20 protein-coding genes are annotated in these 15,652 nt (G+C 62.5%); 6 read left to right on the top strand and 14 right to left on the bottom strand.

The features are described from left to right. Window positions 1-15: 15 nt before the first annotated feature. The 3 genes from EWV37_RS05285 to EWV37_RS15760 form a co-directional block, all read right to left on the bottom strand. A complete protein-coding gene (locus EWV37_RS05285; protein ID WP_095797150.1) occupies window positions 16-426 on the bottom strand; it encodes a hypothetical protein in 411 nt (136 codons plus the stop codon). Beyond that, window positions 423-1,262 (bottom strand): NAD(P)H-binding protein, encoded by an 840-nt coding sequence (locus tag EWV37_RS05280; protein WP_095797151.1) that lies wholly within the window; start codon window positions 1,260-1,262, stop codon window positions 423-425. Before EWV37_RS05280 ends, EWV37_RS05285 begins: the two co-directional genes overlap by 4 nt. A 67-nt stretch (window positions 1,263-1,329) precedes the next feature. Continuing rightward, a complete protein-coding gene (locus EWV37_RS15760; RefSeq protein ID WP_095797152.1) occupies window positions 1,330-1,776 on the bottom strand; it encodes a MarR family winged helix-turn-helix transcriptional regulator in 447 nt (148 codons plus the stop codon). An 82-nt stretch (window positions 1,777-1,858) separates the two neighbouring features. Here EWV37_RS15760 and EWV37_RS05270 point away from each other — a divergent pair, with 82 nt between their 5' ends. Together EWV37_RS05270 and EWV37_RS05265 are read left to right on the top strand one after the other, a co-directional pair. Continuing rightward, window positions 1,859-2,278, top strand: a complete 420-nt coding sequence (locus tag EWV37_RS05270; protein ID WP_095797153.1) for an organic hydroperoxide resistance protein — start codon at window positions 1,859-1,861, stop codon at window positions 2,276-2,278. A gap of 130 nt (window positions 2,279-2,408) precedes the next feature. Next, complete coding sequence (locus tag EWV37_RS05265; protein ID WP_016995939.1) at window positions 2,409-2,852, top strand: DoxX family protein; 444 nt, start codon at window positions 2,409-2,411, stop codon at window positions 2,850-2,852. A 77-nt stretch (window positions 2,853-2,929) separates the two neighbouring features. Here EWV37_RS05265 and EWV37_RS05260 read toward each other — a convergent pair whose 3' ends face one another. Beyond that, window positions 2,930-3,769 (bottom strand): SDR family oxidoreductase, encoded by an 840-nt coding sequence (locus tag EWV37_RS05260; protein WP_129700262.1) that lies wholly within the window; start codon window positions 3,767-3,769, stop codon window positions 2,930-2,932. Window positions 3,770-3,914: 145 nt separating this feature from the next. Here EWV37_RS05260 and EWV37_RS05255 point away from each other — a divergent pair, with 145 nt between their 5' ends. After that, window positions 3,915-4,745: a helix-turn-helix domain-containing protein gene (locus EWV37_RS05255; protein WP_016995941.1), complete on the top strand. Its 831-nt coding sequence runs from the start codon at window positions 3,915-3,917 to the stop codon at window positions 4,743-4,745. An 865-nt stretch (window positions 4,746-5,610) separates the two neighbouring features. On the opposite strand, the gene EWV37_RS05245 is transcribed toward EWV37_RS05255, so the two are convergent. Beyond that, the gene (locus EWV37_RS05245) at window positions 5,611-6,177 is read right to left on the bottom strand and encodes a TetR/AcrR family transcriptional regulator (RefSeq protein ID WP_095797155.1); all 567 of its coding nucleotides are present in this window, start codon (window positions 6,175-6,177) and stop codon (window positions 5,611-5,613) included. 84 nt (window positions 6,178-6,261) lie between these two features. On the opposite strand from EWV37_RS05245, the gene EWV37_RS05240 reads away from it, so the two are divergent. Together EWV37_RS05240 and EWV37_RS05235 are read left to right on the top strand one after the other, a co-directional pair. After that, window positions 6,262-6,744, top strand: a complete 483-nt coding sequence (locus tag EWV37_RS05240) for a hypothetical protein (protein WP_129700259.1) — start codon at window positions 6,262-6,264, stop codon at window positions 6,742-6,744. A gap of 9 nt (window positions 6,745-6,753) precedes the next feature. Then, a complete protein-coding gene (locus EWV37_RS05235) occupies window positions 6,754-7,449 on the top strand; it encodes an alpha/beta hydrolase (RefSeq protein WP_129700257.1) in 696 nt (231 codons plus the stop codon). A 4-nt stretch (window positions 7,450-7,453) separates the two neighbouring features. Here EWV37_RS05235 and EWV37_RS05230 read toward each other — a convergent pair whose 3' ends face one another. The 9 genes from EWV37_RS05230 to EWV37_RS05190 form a co-directional block, all read right to left on the bottom strand. Beyond that, window positions 7,454-8,008, bottom strand: coding sequence for a dihydrofolate reductase family protein (locus EWV37_RS05230; protein WP_129700255.1), 555 nt, complete (start codon window positions 8,006-8,008; stop codon window positions 7,454-7,456). Then, window positions 8,005-8,946: a helix-turn-helix domain-containing protein gene (locus EWV37_RS05225; protein WP_129700253.1), complete on the bottom strand. Its 942-nt coding sequence runs from the start codon at window positions 8,944-8,946 to the stop codon at window positions 8,005-8,007. Before EWV37_RS05225 ends, EWV37_RS05230 begins: the two co-directional genes overlap by 4 nt. Window positions 8,947-9,114: 168 nt before the next feature. Continuing rightward, window positions 9,115-9,684: a hypothetical protein gene (locus tag EWV37_RS05220; protein ID WP_129700251.1), complete on the bottom strand. Its 570-nt coding sequence runs from the start codon at window positions 9,682-9,684 to the stop codon at window positions 9,115-9,117. Window positions 9,685-9,802: 118 nt separating this feature from the next. Beyond that, window positions 9,803-10,567, bottom strand: a complete 765-nt coding sequence (locus EWV37_RS05215) for a hypothetical protein (RefSeq protein WP_095797159.1) — start codon at window positions 10,565-10,567, stop codon at window positions 9,803-9,805. 74 nt (window positions 10,568-10,641) lie between these two features. After that, window positions 10,642-11,277 carry a maleylpyruvate isomerase family mycothiol-dependent enzyme gene (locus EWV37_RS05210; protein WP_129700249.1) on the bottom strand — a complete coding sequence of 212 codons (636 nt, stop codon included), beginning with the start codon at window positions 11,275-11,277 and terminating at the stop codon, window positions 10,642-10,644. 3 nt (window positions 11,278-11,280) lie between these two features. Next, the gene (locus tag EWV37_RS05205) at window positions 11,281-11,748 is read right to left on the bottom strand and encodes a MarR family winged helix-turn-helix transcriptional regulator (protein WP_165189259.1); all 468 of its coding nucleotides are present in this window, start codon (window positions 11,746-11,748) and stop codon (window positions 11,281-11,283) included. A 123-nt stretch (window positions 11,749-11,871) separates the two neighbouring features. Continuing rightward, on the bottom strand, window positions 11,872-12,459 hold the full coding sequence (locus EWV37_RS05200) for a DUF805 domain-containing protein (RefSeq protein ID WP_129700245.1): 588 nt from the start codon (window positions 12,457-12,459) through the stop codon (window positions 11,872-11,874). Window positions 12,460-12,855: 396 nt separating this feature from the next. Further along, window positions 12,856-13,482: a dihydrofolate reductase family protein gene (locus tag EWV37_RS05195; protein WP_129700243.1), complete on the bottom strand. Its 627-nt coding sequence runs from the start codon at window positions 13,480-13,482 to the stop codon at window positions 12,856-12,858. A 36-nt stretch (window positions 13,483-13,518) separates the two neighbouring features. After that, complete coding sequence (locus EWV37_RS05190; RefSeq protein ID WP_129700241.1) at window positions 13,519-13,764, bottom strand: hypothetical protein; 246 nt, start codon at window positions 13,762-13,764, stop codon at window positions 13,519-13,521. Window positions 13,765-14,011: 247 nt separating this feature from the next. Here EWV37_RS05190 and EWV37_RS05185 point away from each other — a divergent pair, with 247 nt between their 5' ends. Then, on the top strand, window positions 14,012-15,565 hold the full coding sequence (locus EWV37_RS05185; RefSeq protein ID WP_238663073.1) for an LTA synthase family protein: 1,554 nt from the start codon (window positions 14,012-14,014) through the stop codon (window positions 15,563-15,565). Window positions 15,566-15,652 lie beyond the last annotated feature (87 nt).

Raw genomic sequence — 15,652 nt, 5'->3', positions numbered from 1 at the left:
CGCGAGGACAGGGATTCAAGAAGGCAGAGATTCGTAGGACTTTTTCAAGACAGCCGCCGCTGTATCGTTCGCCCGGCACGTCGACATGGGCACCTGCCCGAACTCCGCCCGTGGGATCGGCTCGCGGCACAGCTGAGCCGTCCGATTCGTATCCCAATTGACGTATACATACCAGCCATCAGCCTCCTCGGATACCGACCGCACCACGCCGACGGCGCACACCTCCTGCCGCTTGGACAGGTACGCCCAGATCACATCACCGGCCCGCATGCTCCGATAACCGCTCCGCAGACACCACCGATCGATCTGCTGCGAGCACCCGATGGCCTCCCACACGGCGGTGGCATCGGAACGGGTCAGCCAATCCGTCGGCTGGAACTCCAGGTGCGCGGCCGGATTAATCGGCAGCAGCCAGTGCACCGTCACGCAGACTCTCCGGAGGACAGCAGCGCGTCATACCCTTCGCGGTAGGTGGGGTACCGGAGTTCCCCCACAAATCGGTGCATCAGAGATGCGTCCAGCACTTTGCCCCGAGGCGCGCCGCCAGAAGTTGAGGAGCTGTCCGGAGGCACGGGGACACCCAGCAACCCGGCAATGTGCGCGGCCACATCGCCCAGCATCGCGGGTTCGGTGTCCACGGCATGCAGCAACACGGGTGGCTCGGGAGACTCCAACACCGACTGCAGCACAGTCACCAGATCGTCCCGATGGATCCGATTAGTCATGCGGTTATGAGCCAGAGCATCGCCCCGGCGCACTCGGTCGATCAACGACGTCCGTCCCGGCCCATAAATCCCCGCCGGTCGAACGATCACCAGACCGGGGAACAGTTCCGCCGCCAGCTCTTCTGCCGCCAGCAGCACACGGGCGGTGTCCCGCTCAGGTGAAGGCGGCGTCTCTTCCGTCACAACCTTTCCGTCACCGCCACCCAGCACCCCGGTCGAGGACACCAGCACTACGCGCTTGGGCGCACTTTCACCGGAGCGCAGTGCGCGATGCAAGCCTCGCAACGCGCCCAAATATGTACGTTCATAGGCATCTACGTCGCGACCGTCGGCGGTCAGAGTGATGACCACGGCATCAGCCGACGGCAACGCAACTGTTCCCGGATCCATCAGATCCAGAGCGAAAGGTGAGATCTCCGCCGGAAGGTGATCGGGGCGGCGTCGTACCCCCGTGGCGCGCCAACCGCGCTGCACAAGTCGCTGCCCCAGGGCAGTGCCGAGATCACCGCAACCGGCCAGAAGTACGTGGTGAGTCATGACTCAAGCCTTTCATTCGCGACCGAGAAGCAGCTGCCCGCGATCACATTCACCGGACGTCAGAAGTTCAGCGGTCACTGTCGAACGCCTGAGCAATGTCCCCGAGCTGCGCCATCAGCTGGTGATAGTCCTTCCCCTGCATGGGGAACCGCGCCGCAATCTTCTCGGGAACCTTCTCGGCGAGCGCGCGGAGATCGCGACCGGCATCAGTGAGGCCGATCAAGCGGCGTCGTTCGTCGTGCTCGTCGCGGCGCCGAACCACGAGCCCGCGCTGCTCGAGTCGGCGCAGCACCGGGGTGAGGGTGCCACTGTCCAGGCCGAGGAGGTCTCCGAGCTGGCCCACGCCCTGCGGCTTGCTTTCCTGCCAGAGCGCGAGCATGACCAGGTACTGCGGGTACGTCAGACCCAGTTGGTCGAGCTCAGATTTGTAGGCGCGCACCACGGCATGGCTGGCGCGGTAGAGGGCGAAACACAGCTGGTTGTCGAGATCCAGCGGAGAGGTCGAGGCGGTCACAGGGGAATTTTAGCAAGAACCCTGGACACATTTAGATTGTGCGCAATATAGTTGTGTCATCTCAACAACAGAAGGAGACATCATGGAACCGATGTACACCGCAGAAGCCCTGAGCACCGGCGACGGCCGCTCCGGCCACGTCAGCACCAGCGACGACCGCGTCTCCATCGACCTGGCCCCGCCCAAGGAAATGGGTGGCAGCGGCAACGGCAGCAACCCCGAGCAGCTGTTCGCCGCCGGGTACGCCGCGTGCTTCCACTCGGCCTTACAGATGGTGGCCAAGTCCGCGAAGAAGGACCTGGGCGATTCCGCCGTGGGCGCCCAGGTAAGCATCGGCAAGGAAGGCGAGGGCTTTGGCCTGTCCGTGGTCCTCGAGGCCGTCATCCCCAACCTGCCCGAAGACGAAGCTCGGGAACTGGTCGAACAGGCGCACCAGGTCTGCCCGTACTCCAATGCGACTCGCGGCAACATCGAGGTCGAGCTGCGCGTCACTGACGAGTAAATCTCTCAATGGAGTTGGGCGGCGCGGTCTCGCTCTGAGCGGGCACGCGCCGCCCGCCGCCGCTCCGGCCTGCCTTCCGACCCACGTCACCTTGCATCCGCTCCCCCACCACTCGAAGTAGGTTCGCTGTATGTCTTCTCTCCGCCGCCGCTCCGCCCGCGAGCGCTCCCAGACGATCACCCGCGTTGTCCTCGGCTCCTTCATGACGTTCGCCGGGATCTCCCACATGACGTTCGCGCGCGATGAGTTTCAGGCGCAGGTTCCGGACTGGATGCCTGTGGATCACGACCTGGTGGTGCTGGGTTCCGGAGTGGTGGAGATTTCGCTCGGTGCGGCCATGTTGGCCCTACCCAAGCATCGTCGAGTGGTGGGTATCGCGCTGGCCACGTTCTATGTGCTGATCTTCCCGGGCAATATCGCGCAGTACGTGGAGGGCACGGATGCCTTCGGGCTGGACACGGACGGCAAGCGACTGGCGCGACTTTTCGGGCAACCCCTGTTGATTGCCGGCGCATTGTGGGCCGGGGGCATCCCCGGTCGCCGTCGGCGAGTCGCATCGCGAGACGACATCTGAGGCTTCGGTTCGCGAGATCTGGGCCTCCTGAGAAGCGATCCCCTGCCATAAATGTCACCGAGGCTCCTCACTGACATCTACGCATTTTCGAGTGCCATGGACGAAGACAGCTCCCGGTGCGCCGCCACCTGGTCCAGTAGCGTCTGCGCCTTCTCCTCGACGCCGGCCACGACGTCCTCACCCGCAACGAATCGCAGCGGAGGGGTCTCCAGGTTCGCCAGCGTGACGAGCGCGGCGCCGAGCTTGGCGGGATCGCCGGGCTGCTGGCCGTTCATGCCCTTCCAGTTCTCAATGGTTTGGGCCGTGCGCTCCTTGTAATCGTCGATGGACAGCGCCGGCCAGTTCGTGGAGGCCTCCTCGACCAGGAGCTCGGTTCGGAAGAAACCGGGTTCCACGATGGTCGTGTGGATGCCGAACGGCTCCAAGTCGAAGCGCAGCGATTCCATCCAGCCCTCCAGCGCGAACTTCGACGATGCGTAGGCCGCGCAGAATTCCTGGCCGATGATGCCCGCGGCAGAGGTAATGGTGAAGACGTGCCCACCACGCTGCTTGCGCATTACCGGAAGAATCGCGCGGGTCACGTTCAGCGGGCCGAAGAAGTTGGTCTCCATCTGACGGCGCATCTGCTCATCGCTGATCTCCTCGAAGAACCCCGCGTAGAAATTGCCCGCGTTGTTGACCAGCACGTCGATACTCCCGAAGCGTTCCACCGCGGCCTGCACGGCAGCCTCGGAGTCGGACGATTGGGTGACATCCAAGGACAGGGCCAGCAGATTCTCGTGCTCACCGATCGCCTGGGTGACCCGGGCGGCGTCGCGAGCCGTCCCGACAACGTTGTGACCGGCGTCGAGCGCGGCCTTGGCCAGGTCGATGCCCATGCCGCGGGCGGCTCCGGTGATGAACCAAACGTTGCTCATGGTGATGCCTTTCGGTCGGAGAAGTCGCCTGGTGAGCGACCGGGTATCCCAGTCAACCGGTGCGCGCCCGAACTAACCAGACCCCTATAAGAGGTGCCCCGCCAGGACCCCTCTGGTTCGGCAAGCATGGGGTACGTTCAATCTCGTGGACCAGCAGGATGACCTTACCCAGTTCCTCGTCTCGCGGCGGGCCAAGCTCAATCTCCAGCGGGCGGGCCTCCCGGACTTCGGGGGACGACGCCGCGTGCCTGGGTTGCGACGCGAAGAGGTCGCCTTACTCGCAGGCATCAGTTCCGAGTACTACAAGCGCTTGGAACGGGGCAACGTCAAGGGCGTCTCGGGGCCCGTGATCAATGGGATCAGCCGCGCACTCCAGCTGGATGATGCGGAGCACTCTCATCTTGAGGCGCTCATCCGGTCGGCAACCATCCGGGCTCGCCCGCCCCGCAGACGCCCGGAACGGACCGTTCCTTCAGATCCTGTCCTGCAGCAGACCATAGACGCAATGTCGACCGTTCCCGTGTTCGTGCAGAACGGGCGGCTGGATGCGGTGGCCACCAACCGCTTGGGTAGGGCTCTGTTCTCGGAGATGTTCATGGACGACCAAATCCCGGTGAATGCCGCGCGCTTCCTATTTCTCGAGCCCAAGGCTCGGACGTTCTATCGAGATTGGGACGCCAACACCCACCAGATCGTTGCGCTGCTTCGTGCCGAAGCCGGGCGGTCCCCCTATGACCAACAGCTACGCGAGCTTGTGGACGAACTGTCATTCCGCAGCGATTTGTTCCACGAACTGTGGGGGTCCCACGACGTGCGCGAACATCGCACTGGCCTCAAGAGCGTGCATCACCCGAGCGTGGGGGATCTCGATCTTTCCTACCTCGCGATGGATCTCACTTCTGAGCCGGGTCTGCAAATGCTGGTGTTCTCCGCAGAGCCGGACTCGAACACTTACCTCCGGTTGCAACAGCTGTAGGAGCTGAAAGCCCCCTCATTACGAGGTCAGGTGTACACCACTAACCCAGACACCCGTTAGGCCACCCCTAAAAACCTTGGCAGTCGGACTCGACAGTTGTAGAGTGATCGTCATCACTCGCAACCTCTCCAGGGTGCCCTCTAGGGCTTCTCATCTTTGGGACCGAGAGCGTGGAGTGCACCCTGGAGGATCCAACCATGCACCCGATTCAGGGTCCGGGGTCCATGAAGGCAGAATTCACCAAATCAACGGCGATCCGTCCACACCTCTTTGTGGGAAATGTCAGACGTCCGCTCTCAGGGTTGGGTTCAGGGCCACGTTGCACTCGTCGGCGACGCCGTCGTCCTCGAGCAGAGGCTGCCCAGGCGCAGTCGTGCCACTTCGCGCGACTCATGTTCGTGGGTAACTCAAACCCCGCGGCTCCTCGCGGCCGTGGGGACACCCACTAGGAGCAACACATGATCGATGAGACACCGTCCGAGCAACGTCAATCCGTACGACCGAATAAACGGAGGAAAACGTGGCCGTTGTGGCTACGAATCACGGGAACTGTAGTCGGTACAGCGCTCACCTTGCTGGGTCTCCTGTGGGCACTGCAAGGTGCCGATCTAGTTCGGATCGAACCCATCGGGTGTGTGGCGAACTGCGAGCCGATCACCGAAGGATCGATCGGGTGGCTTGTTACCGGAGTTCTGGCCGCGCTGGTGGGTCTGTGGTTGGTATATGTCGCCATCCGTCGACGCCGCTGACTCACCTTCCCGGCCAACCTCTGCGCATGGAGCACTACGCCGAGGGGTGGCGAGTGCATCGGCCAGCCTCTGGGTGGAGTTACTTTGGGCCGCGGTCACCGGTCACGCAGTGAAGGCTATTCATGTGACGTTTCGACCCCGAGGTCGATGAATCTGGCCAGCCGACACTTCAGTTCCACCGCGGACTGTCGCTGCATCTGCGGGCTGGTGATGTTGGACAGGAACAACCCGTCCATATAGGCAATCACGTCTCCTGCCAGGAGCCGCGCCTCCTGTGGGTCAGCCAACGGGAACAGGGAGGTGAGTTTGTCCCTAAATCGGTTGGTTCCGGCCGTGAGAGCAGCATGGATCTCAGGGCGCCGAGCCGCCTCGAGCATCAGCTCGTAGCGGGCGAGAGTGCGGATCCGACCGACCCCGGACAGAGACTCGTCCAGAATATGCCCCATGAAGGAGGCAGGGTCATTGCCGCCCTGATCCACCAATGCGATATCGAGTTCCGCGAGTCTGGGTGCCGCGGCACCAAGCAACTCGGCACGGGAGCGGAAGTAATAAGACGTGGAGCCTTTAGGTAAACCGGCCTGCGCATCCACGGCTCTATGCGTGAGGCCACGACTGCCCTGCTCTGCCAGCAAGGTGATCACGGCATCCGCAATCCGGGTTCGACGATCCGACACCGGGGGCATCCATACATCCTCTCGACCCGAAAACTCAACAGGCGTAGAGTATCAGGCGGACGCCGAACCCTCCCTCTCGAGACGGAGATGACCATGGCGGACCTGGTAACCATCACCATCTGGGCACTGTTCGTGGCCAACTCACTGTGGCTGCCGCGCCTATCCGGTCACGCGGGTTTCATCAGGTTTGTCCTCGCCATGGCGGTCAATGAAATCCCACTGGTCTTCATAGTGGTGATCGCGGTGAGTCTCGCCATCAGCCGGCGAGGCGATCTACCCACCGGATGGCTAGGCAGAGCCTGGTGGCTGTCTTGGGTGTTAATCGGTGCGGCCCTGGTATGGATACAAATTCGGGCCCGCACAGCTCGCCCCGCTTTAGAATCCGCGTTGTCTAAATCCCTCGGACAGAATTGGCGTGCTGAGATCCGGCCAGAGCTGGCAGGGCAACTGAACACACGCGCGCGTTGGTGGCCCGGCATTCTTCTCCCCTTCCAGCGTCACCGCCGTGATGTGGAGCGGATCCGGAACCTTAGCTACGGGCCCGATCCTCGATTTCACCGGCTCGATATATACTGATCCCGACATATAAACAGGCCAAACCCTGTTCTCATTCATCTTCACGAGGGCGGATTCGTACAGGGCGGCAAAAGCCGCGAAGCCGTCACCCTACTGAATCAGCTAGCAGGACACGGGTGGCTGTGCATCAGCGCCAACTATCGACTCCGCAGAGCCGCCGAATTCCCGAACCCCCTGGTGGACACTAAGCGAGCCATCGCCTGGGCGCGAGAGCACGCGGATGACTTTGATGCTGATGCCTCGCAGGTCTACCTGGTCGGCTGCTCCGCAGGAGGACACCTGGCCGCTTCCGCCGCGCTCACGCCCAACCAACCGCGGTTCCAGCCGGGTTTCGAGGACGCCAAGACCGATATCGCCGGTGTCATTTCCATCTACGGATACCTGGGTGCGCGTACGGATGATCCCGCAAGTTCACCCGTTGCCCTGGCCCATCACGAGGCTCCGCCCATGCTGCTCATTCAAGGCGCCAACGACTCCATGCTTCCTCCTGGGGCGCGTGGAGGGTGGGCCGACAGCCTGCGCTCGGCCTCACGGTCGCCCGTGGTCTACGCCGAACTTCCCAACACACAGCACGCCTTCGACTACCTGGCCTCGGTCCGCGCACGGGCCACCGCCGACGCCGCCGAGGCATTCCTCGCGTGGGTCCGCTCAAGGGAGCAGCCAGCCGGAACGATGGAGCACCCCATCGACCCGCACCATCCCTGAAACGCTAGATCTGTTCTTCGGCGCGCAGACCGCGCACGGAGTATCTGGCGCACAAGAACGCTCGGTTGCGATCAAACTCTTGGAGTTCCAGGTTGAACGCGTCGGTGAACAACGGGCGACCGGAACCGAGGAAGACCGGAGCGATCGAGACCATGACCTCGCCCAACATCCCTGCTCGGGCGAATTGAGTAGCCAGGTCGCCGCCGCCCACAATCCACACGTCCTTGTCCCCGGCTGCAGATACCAGGTCTGCGCGGTGCTCCCCCGGTGTACCGGAGACTATTTGGATGGTGTCAGCCACGGGCGTCAGGTCCCGGTGAGTGAAGACGTAGGTGGGCACCTCGTACGGCCATGAGTCACCACTGGTCATGTTGTGGTCCACGATCCATTGGTAGGTGGTGTACCCCATTGCCAGGACTCCGATATCGGCCATGAAGCGGTTGTAGTTCATGAAACCGTGCGCATCGATTGGCTGAGTGACTAGCCAGTCGAGACTGTCGTGGTCGTCGGCGATGAAACCGTCCAGGGAGGACGCAACGTAGAAGCGGTAATTGGTCATGATTCTCCAATCCTCCTGCGATGCCACAGGACGGGGTCCGGGTCGAGATGGCCCGTGCCGGCATCAATACCGGCGTCCGCGAGCATCCACCGAACTAGTTGTCGGCGGTGCGTGGAATAGGTGAGTTCGTGCGCCACGATCTGTGAAAGCAGGAACGACTCGGGTGGATCGCAAAGTGCATCAATGACCCTGTCTTGCCACGCACCGCGACGGTCGATGTCACGAATCAGAGCGATCCATCGAGGGCCGGTGACTGTGTGCCGCTCGGCAAGCTCGGCGACGCCGTCGGGGCCAGTGAGATCCGGCTCGGTCTCTCCAGCAATGGAAGCCAGCCATGGTTCTTTGCTCACTACCAAGTGACGTAGAACCTGAGCAATCGATTCATCCGGCCCATCCCAACTTCGCGGGTGGCTACCGGGCAAGCGAGTACGTCGATACTCCAGATCGCTCACGCCGCGCGCGGCTACCAGGAGTGCATCGATGTCGTCCAGATCGTGCCGAACGAGTAACCCGACCACATCACCGGCGGGCTGCTCATGCGCCTCACCTGCGTCGACATACAACGCTGTGGGTGAGTGGAAGTGAATTCCGTTGGGCGCCGGCAGCCAATGCCCCCGCTGAGATTGCGGTGGCATCCCCGTGGGTGGACATCCGAAGGCACGATGGAAAGCCCTTGAGAATCCTTCGACCGAGTCGTAACCGGCACCGAATGCGGCATCGGTGACGTTCTCACCGCGTTGCAATTGCCACGCAGCTTGCTCCAGAGCAACTCGGCGGCGCAACGCTACCGGCGACTCACCACTTCCCGTTCGCACCTGACGTGCGAAGTGGAACGGGGAAGTGTAGGCGCCCGCAGCCATGTCTCCAAGGCTCCGATGCTCATCATCGAGCACCGCATTAAGAAGTCGATGCAGCGGATCGGGTGTGGAAGTGGACATGGTTCAAGTATTCGCCGCCCCGGCCGCCGCGTGCATGACCGTTCTTGCGCGATCTGCGGTACGGGCGCTGCGCAGGCGACCAGAGCGGCGTCGTCCCCCGCCCAGTCCGTTAAACAGAACTGGCCCCGAGCGAAAGTATCGCTCGGGGCCAGAACTCAAGAGGTGGAACTATGCGCGTTCCGTCAGCTCGATCGAAGTCACGTTGAACTTGGAGTTCGCCGTTCCCTCCACGGTGTAGTCGCAGGAGCCGAAGTTGCCCGAGACCGTCACGGGGTAGGAAATGGACGTCACGTGATCGCGGTTGGTCGCGCCGTTGGCGGAGTCGCGGTTCGAGTCGTCCAGGCGGAAGCTCGGTGCGAAGGCTGCGCCGCCACCCGGGAAGATACCCGAGTTGGTGCCGCCGACGACCACCGGTGCGTTGTAGGTCTCGCCGTTGAGCAGGGTGACCTCTGCCGGGCCGGACGCCGTCAGCGTGGCCTGGGTGCCGGACTGCACGTTACCGCCGGTCCAGTACGAGCCGAAGGTGATCTGCTTGTCCAGCAGGTTGCCGGCCGCCTCGGTGTGGGACGGCGCGGTCAACGAGAAGTCGCTGGCCGACGGGCAGGACTCCGCTGCGGCTGCTGCGGGGGCCTGAGGTGCCTCCGGAGTGGGCGCTGCAGAAGCGGCCGGTGCCACAGTGAACGAGAGTGCTGCCACGGTTGCGGCGGTCGTCAAAATGCGGTTGGTCTTCTTCATCATGCTGATTCCTCCTTTGGATCAGCAAGCCAACTTACTAGCACGTAACCCCGGCTCGTCAAGGCCGACGACGCCGCTCGCCTCCACAAAGCCCCTTCTCACCTGGGATTTCAGGCGATTTTCAGGCGCCCTGCGCCTGTAGGATCGCGATCTTTTGCCACACCTTGCGGGCCATGTCTGAGGTGAGGGTTTCGATGCCTTCAACGGCATCCAGTACATCCCCGTCGGTGGTGTCCTCGGCGAAAAGGGCCGCTGTCTTGCCGACGAGCGAGAGCATTTCCGTACAGTAATCGAAGTAGTGGGTGAGCTGTTCACGAGTGAGGTCCAGCCCTCCGTCCTCCCGCGATCCTCGCTGGAGCCTCTCGGGCACCTTGGTGAGCTGGTGCATGTCGATCACGTGCGCGAGTGATCGCAGCCGGTGGACGAGTCGCAGCACACGAGCGCGCTCCAACCGTTGCGGCACGGCTACCAGGAAGAAGATGGCGATGCCCGCGAAGACCAGGTTGTTGACCACGGTTTCGAGTAGCGGGAGCCAGTCGATGGGACCCAGGGCATCCGGACTCGACCAGATACTCGCTGCGGCGAGAACAATGGCACCGCCAAAGATCGCGAGGACCGCAATGATCCCCAGGCGAGAGAGTAGCCGGGCCAGCCTGATGCGGCGCCGGCTGATGCCGCCACCACTGGTGACCTCATCCACGAGTCCCACCAATTCACCGCAAACCTCCCACAGTCCGCGATCCGGGAAGCGTGAGTAGATGCGCTTCTGCAGAGCGGCTGTGGATTCACGGACGGCGGTGCTGTCCAGGTGTTGGTAGCGAGAACCGGCCGGAGGAGCGTCGTCGTGATCGTCGGGCCGGGCGGGGAGTTCTGCGGGATAAGGCACCCATTGAGGGTACGGGACGAGCAGTTCAACCCCGTAGGGCTACCCGGTGGTGAGACTTGGCGATCGATTGAAATTTATCCGCGGGAACAGAGTAGATCGACACCGGACCCCGCAAGATCAGCGCAAGCAGCCTTGCGGCCCGTGATGGCCATGGCGAGCGCCTCCGGGGTCCCCGTCACTTCCAGACCTGCCCCAAAGCTCGTCTCCCAACCCCGAGGACGGAACGATAGGCCTCTGATACGCGCTGGCGTGGTGAGGCTGGCCGCCGCTTTGCCAGACGTCAGGTAGGACAGGAGATCCAGCCAGTCCTCACTTCGGACATCAGCGGCAAGCCCGAGAGGGCGCGTGATATCGCGCAGGTGGACGCAGGTCTCCGCGAACGGACCCATAGGGCCGACCCTCGGCGGGCTGACTTCATCGCTGGCGTGCTGGCGCAAAAGGGCCACGAGATGCGCCGGCTCAATAACTGCGTTACGGCGCGTGATGTGGTCGATGGTGGCGGCCGTATTCCCCCGGTATCGCACGGACGTCACAAAGAATTGCCCGAATCCTACGAGCATGGGCTGAAGGAAATGAGCCGCCATGTGTCGCACGGTCCAGCCCTCACAAAGTGTCTCTGCACCCCATTGGACTGGGTCGAGGGACTCGAGGACGTCGGCGATCTCACGTCTGTTGCGGGTGGTCCGCGCGAAGATTCCGTTGGTATTCATGACTCATGTCCTGGTTCCTGCCGCCGAGGCTGCGGCTCGTGCCTTGATGTCGTGGTTGAGATCCCCGAGCACCCTGATGGTTGTTCTCAGATCCTGCTCGCTGCACTGCGGAGCAAGAAGGGCGAGTTGGGCGCGTTCACGATCGTGCAGCCCCGTGAAGGCTCGAGAGCCTTTTTCAGTGGGTTGGATGAGCACAGATCTACGGTGTGCCGGGTTGGGCTTGGACTCCACATGACCCAACTTGATCAGCTCATCTACATGGCGTTGAACATTCTGACGAGCCAAGGACAGTCGAGACGCAGCCTGAGGCACCGTCATGGGCGCCCCGTCCAGCAGCACTTCCATGACCGCCCGAGACCCTACGGTCCAGCCCAAGTCACGCACCTCCGCCTCAACGACCCGTGCAGAATTGAGCACCATTGGGCGAACAGCTCTGAGAATCTCATACACGGTGTCTCCACGCTTCATCATGACATCAATGATGTCATGATGAAGCGTGGACGGCAAGAGATGCTCTGGCCACATCCGCGATAGCACATGAAAAGGGCCGCCAATCCTTTCGGATCGACGGCCCTCCCCAGCTAGAACATCAACTCACCGGTCGAACCGCGCTCCCGCAGGGTTCGGCGGCAGCAGGTAGAAAACCAACAGAATGAGCGGCCCAAGGAACGGAATAAGACTCAGTAAGTACAGGAATCCGGACATGTTCACGTCGTGCAGTCGCCGCACGGCGAGCGCGATGCTCGGAATGATGTGGGCCAACAGGAACACGAGGAACAGCAGCGACAAGAAGATCCCCAACCCGTTGGGCTCACTCCTCACCGAGTATGAGTAGGACGTCGCGGATGTGACCGTATTACTGTTCACTACCTCGCTGCCAACCGTGCCGATGAGCACCATGAACAGGCCGTATACCAGGAACATGAAGAGTGCGACCCACCAGTACTCGGATCGGCTGGCGCGCCCGGAGAACTGTGCGTATTTCTTGTAGAACCGCTTGATGGCTTGGCCGGGACCCACGGGAACGCCCGGCTGGGAACCTCGTTGCTGGTACCCGCCCTGGTCGTAACCGGGTGCGTCACCGGGCCGATACTGGTCGATGGCCGGAGCGGCGTCGTAATGGGTGGAATCGCTGGTCTGCTGGTCTCCTGGCTGGGAGCCATAAGAATGGGGGGTGCTCATGTCATGCCCTTCACAATTGCGAACGTTGTGATTAGAGACACTATCTCCTGAGGAACAGCTGTAGCACTACCTCGCGCCAGAACGTTATGAATTCGATGTCCGGCGCCGCCATTACCCGACGACCGCCACCAGCAACAGCGGACCCCACAGGAACATGTGCGCGCCATTGCCGATCATCAACCCCAGCGGCGCCCTGGAAGGTCCAAATGTCACAGGCTGCCACAGGGGGATGTGGCCGAATCTCGTTTTCGTTGAGCGGAGCGACCCACGCGCGACGTTTGCAGATCAACCCGTCCCGCATTGGGGATTTCTCACATATCCGGGCCCCTCAATAGCGGCGTCGAAGGCGGTTTTATCTTCAAGATGGCAGGCACCGAAGCCGGTCCAGGTGCGCCCTCAGGTCACCACTGGCGACCCCTCATACACTGCAAACTCGGGACGGCCCTGGTTCTTGTAGGTCTGAATGGTCAGCCCGCCCGGGGTGACTCGACTACTGACAAGGCGGAACCCAATCGGATCCATGCCATCGGGGAAAAGGCGGCGCCCCTGGCCCACTACCACCGGCGCTATAACCAGGCGCAGCTCGTCGACCAGGTCCGCAGCAAACAGACCTTGGGCAAGCACCGAGCTGCCATGGACCTGCAAGTCCCGGCCCAGCCGTGATTTGAGTTCGGCTACCTGCGCCGCGAGATCTCCCGAGAGGATGGTGGTGGGGTTCCATTCGGCACTGGTTAAGGTCTTAGATGCCACGTATTTCGGCAACCCGTTCATGAGCTCGGTGAACGGGTCGTCCGGGTCGGTGATCTGCGGCCAATCCCGGGCGAATGCCTCGTAAGTACGCCTCCCGAACATGAGGGCATCGGCTTGTTGGAGCCATTCGGTGCATTGCTGGATGAATTCCTTGTCCAGGTAAGGAACGAACCAGCCACCCCGTTCAAAATTCCCGCTGCGGTCCTCGTCCGGAGATCCCGGTCCTTGCGAGACACCATCGAGACTGACGAATTGCATGACAGTTAGTTTCATCGGTCAGGGTCCTTCCAAGTCCTACATTCTGTGAATTCACGAGCCGACCCGCGCTTGCGCAGGATCTGTACAACGCCGCCGCAGCCAGTAGCCAACCACTGCTACCAGGAGCAGTGGACCCCACAAGAAGATGGGCGCGTAGCAAACAATCATCAATACCCGCCAGAGCGCGGAGGGTACGGTCACCAGAAAAGCGGCCCAGGCCGCGAATTTGGCCCACGTCTGCGGAGAAACCGCGGGGCCGGGTTGCGCATTGATCAGATTGGATGCCTGGGTGGGCATGTTCTCAATCTAGTCCTGAACCGCGCCATTAATAAGGCCTCATGCCGCCCTCGAGACCAACCAGCTGTTGGGGGGAGGTCCCCGGCTCATTACGCGGGTTCGTAGACGACTCCAAGCAAGGAACCCTCACCTTAACTCCAGGGAACGGGTAGGTTAACGGTATTCGTTTTCTGTGAGCCCGGGTCGAGTACGGGCAGATCCCACAGGTGTTCGGCGACCGCACGGACATCGCACGCGAGGAGTTGTCATGGCCAGCCGGGTTCATCCTGCAATCCGACAGGTTGGCGTGGTCCTGGGGTACCTCTTGGTCTACGTCATGATCTGGGCGGGCCTTGCCATGCTCATTGCCGCCATCGGCATTCGCTACTACTTCGGCAAGATCTCATTCGGTCAGATGCGCCTCAACATCGTCACCGTGGAGACGGACGGCGGAGGTGGCCCACTGGTCTGGATGGGGATCCTGGGTATCGGCGTGCTTCCCCTGGTTGTCACCATCGGCATTGCCGTGTGGCAGTATTTCCGGCGCCGCAAGCGCCGTCGGCTGGGCTGTGACACCCGGCCCCAGGCCAAGAAATGGGCCATGCGCGGCCTCTCGACCGCCTTGGTTGCCGCGGTCGCGGCCGGCGGGACCACGGCGTTCGCCTCCACCGTGGGCATCGGCGACTACATCCGCTCGGCCAGTTCGCCGTACAACATGGGCGACTACTACGCGGAACCCACTGTCACCGGCACCGAAGCCAAGCGCAATCTGGTGACCATCTACTTGGAGTCCGGCGAGCAGACGCTGGCGAACGACGAGCACTTCGAGAAGGACGCCTTCGCTCCCCTGAAGGACGTCACCCGCCCCGAAGACGGCTGGCAGAGCATCGAGAACTTCGACCAGTACGAGGGCGGCGGCTGGACCATGTCCGGGTTGGTGTCCACGCAGTGTGGCGTGCCGCTCAAGGGCGTGGGGGCGTCCGTGGACAGCGGCTCCCCCGACCAGCTCGTGGGCAGCATGAACAGCTACCTGGGCGGTCTCACCTGCCTGGGTGACATCCTGGCGGAACAGGGTTACACCAACGTGTTCCTGGGCGGCGCCAACCCGTCCTTTGCCGCGAAGGGCACGTTCCTGGCAAACCACGGGTACACCAAGGACGTGGGTCTCGACGACTGGCGGGCCGCCGGGGAGCCCGAAGAGAGCTTTCGCAGCGACTGGGGCCTGAGCGACGAACGCCTGATGGCCAACGCCAAGAACGAGATCGACCAGCTCCACGCCACCGCGCAGCAGACCGGTCAGCCGTTCAACCTGTCCATGCTCACGCTGGACACCCACGAGCCGGTCCACATCTACGACTACTGCACCGTGGACACCGAGAGCGAAGTGACCTCCGCGTTCTTCTGCTCCATGACCCAGGTTGCGGACTTCGTGGAATATATGAACCAAATGGGATATCTCGAGGACACCTCCGTGGTCATCATGGGTGACCACCTCAAGCACATGAGTGCCGGCGACGCGTTCCACGAGCAGCTGGGCGGACACACCAACCGCACGATCTTCAACCGGATCTGGGTTCCGGGCGAGACCGGCACTCCCGAGACCCGCTCCGACGCCGATCAGCTCAACATGTTCCCCACCCTGATCGAGGCCGCCGGGCTGACGCTAGAGAATCGCGAGGCCGGCCTGGGCGTCTCCGCTTTCTCCCCGGACATCCCCGGGGATTCCGCGCAGAGTTTCGAACCTGATCCGTACAAGGACCTCTTGGAGTCCCGCTCGGAGCAGTTCTACTCCGAGGCCTGGGCGGCCCGCACCGCGCCGTAACGCGGTCCGTTCGGGATCCGCCGACGACGCCGCTCGCGTCCGACGGCGTTAAGGCGCCGTTGACGCCGGGCACAGTCCCACCCGGTG

It is taken from the genome of Kocuria carniphila (genome assembly GCF_004136555.1).
Taxonomy (GTDB): Bacteria; Actinomycetota; Actinomycetes; order Actinomycetales; family Micrococcaceae; genus Kocuria; species Kocuria carniphila.
This window is presented reverse-complemented; position numbering and strand designations above follow the sequence as displayed.

Excerpts from the sequence above, each read along its gene's own strand:
- EWV37_RS05280 (WP_095797151.1), bottom strand. The coding sequence starts at position 1,262 with ATGACTCACCACGTACTTCTGGCCGGTTGCGGTGATCTCGGCACTGCC.
- EWV37_RS05270 (WP_095797153.1), top strand. The coding sequence starts at position 1,859 with ATGGAACCGATGTACACCGCAGAAGCCCTGAGCACCGGCGACGGCCGC.
- EWV37_RS05265 (WP_016995939.1), top strand. The coding sequence starts at position 2,409 with ATGTCTTCTCTCCGCCGCCGCTCCGCCCGCGAGCGCTCCCAGACGATC.
- EWV37_RS05260 (WP_129700262.1), bottom strand. The coding sequence starts at position 3,769 with ATGAGCAACGTTTGGTTCATCACCGGAGCCGCCCGCGGCATGGGCATC.
- EWV37_RS05245 (WP_095797155.1), bottom strand. The coding sequence starts at position 6,177 with ATGCCCCCGGTGTCGGATCGTCGAACCCGGATTGCGGATGCCGTGATC.
- EWV37_RS05240 (WP_129700259.1), top strand. The coding sequence starts at position 6,262 with ATGGCGGACCTGGTAACCATCACCATCTGGGCACTGTTCGTGGCCAAC.
- EWV37_RS05230 (WP_129700255.1), bottom strand. The coding sequence starts at position 8,008 with ATGACCAATTACCGCTTCTACGTTGCGTCCTCCCTGGACGGTTTCATC.
- EWV37_RS05225 (WP_129700253.1), bottom strand. The coding sequence starts at position 8,946 with ATGTCCACTTCCACACCCGATCCGCTGCATCGACTTCTTAATGCGGTG.
- EWV37_RS05220 (WP_129700251.1), bottom strand. The coding sequence starts at position 9,684 with ATGATGAAGAAGACCAACCGCATTTTGACGACCGCCGCAACCGTGGCA.
- EWV37_RS05210 (WP_129700249.1), bottom strand. The coding sequence starts at position 11,277 with ATGAATACCAACGGAATCTTCGCGCGGACCACCCGCAACAGACGTGAG.
- EWV37_RS05205 (WP_165189259.1), bottom strand. The coding sequence starts at position 11,748 with ATGATGAAGCGTGGAGACACCGTGTATGAGATTCTCAGAGCTGTTCGC.
- EWV37_RS05200 (WP_129700245.1), bottom strand. The coding sequence starts at position 12,459 with ATGAGCACCCCCCATTCTTATGGCTCCCAGCCAGGAGACCAGCAGACC.
- EWV37_RS05195 (WP_129700243.1), bottom strand. The coding sequence starts at position 13,482 with ATGAAACTAACTGTCATGCAATTCGTCAGTCTCGATGGTGTCTCGCAA.
- EWV37_RS05190 (WP_129700241.1), bottom strand. The coding sequence starts at position 13,764 with ATGCCCACCCAGGCATCCAATCTGATCAATGCGCAACCCGGCCCCGCG.
- EWV37_RS05185 (WP_238663073.1), top strand. The coding sequence starts at position 14,012 with ATGGCCAGCCGGGTTCATCCTGCAATCCGACAGGTTGGCGTGGTCCTG.